Annotated in this window: 2 protein-coding genes; one reads left to right on the plus strand and one right to left on the minus strand. The window is 43.3% G+C overall.

The window, feature by feature from the left end; translation table 11 throughout:
* Nucleotides 1–400: 400 nt before the first annotated feature.
* On the plus strand, nt 401–580 hold the full coding sequence (locus Xbud_RS19175; RefSeq protein WP_145956691.1) for a hypothetical protein: 180 nt from the start codon (nt 401–403) through the stop codon (nt 578–580).
* Between the two features lie 4 nt (nt 581–584).
* Here Xbud_RS19175 and Xbud_RS20265 read toward each other — a convergent pair.
* Nucleotides 585–769, minus strand: a 185-nt coding sequence (locus Xbud_RS20265) for a 7(1) septoil knot domain-containing protein (RefSeq protein ID WP_479688251.1), incomplete at its 5' end; no start/stop codon positions are given.

Here is a 769-nt window from a genome sequence, read left to right on the forward strand (position 1 = left end):
TACTTTTTTTGCTGTATCAAGAGCTAAATCACGAATTTCTTCTGTGGATTTATCACTATTGATTGAATACTCCGCATCTGGCAAATGATAGATCTTGCCGGCGGCTTTTCTTCATCTATCGCAGGGATGGCAAGTGACCGGGCAGTTGAACATTATCGCCGTTCTGGATCAGCCAGCAGAAAGGGCAAGCTGTTTGATGATTGCTTGAATCTAGCCAAGGCATGGGCGAGCAAGTATTCGACTGAGAAGTCCAAAAAGAAATGATTATACAAAATTCTGCAAAGCATCCAGAAACGGGTGCTTGATAGAGGTTTGTGGAGGTTTTGGGCTGATGTAGTCTCGCCAAAATAAGGGGCTATATCAACCGAACCAGTTTTTTATGCTGAATAGAGAGGTAAATATGCTTGAGCACCAGATACCACCACATAAGCGTCCCCCTGGATTAATGTTAAGTGCAGCACTAAGGGGAGAAAGAAAAGCCAAGATGCTACTGGGTATTGTAAAACTAAAACGATACCACGGACTCAACAATGAAGAATGGGAGCAGGTTATGAAAATGGCTTGCGAATTATTGAAGTAAGGAATCATTGGGTTGATCCGGGGAATGAATCTACGTATTTGATAGTAAAGTCCGGGAATGCGTTGACGAACTGAATCTTGTAATCAGGTGATGCAGTCACCATTCGCCATTTGCCCGGAGAATTCGCGGAGCTGGTGACAACTTTGACTTTCAGATCGGGGAATGAGTTAACAACCTTCACCTTATAGT

The organism is Xenorhabdus budapestensis (assembly GCF_002632465.1).
Classification (GTDB): Bacteria; Pseudomonadota; Gammaproteobacteria; order Enterobacterales; family Enterobacteriaceae; genus Xenorhabdus; species Xenorhabdus budapestensis.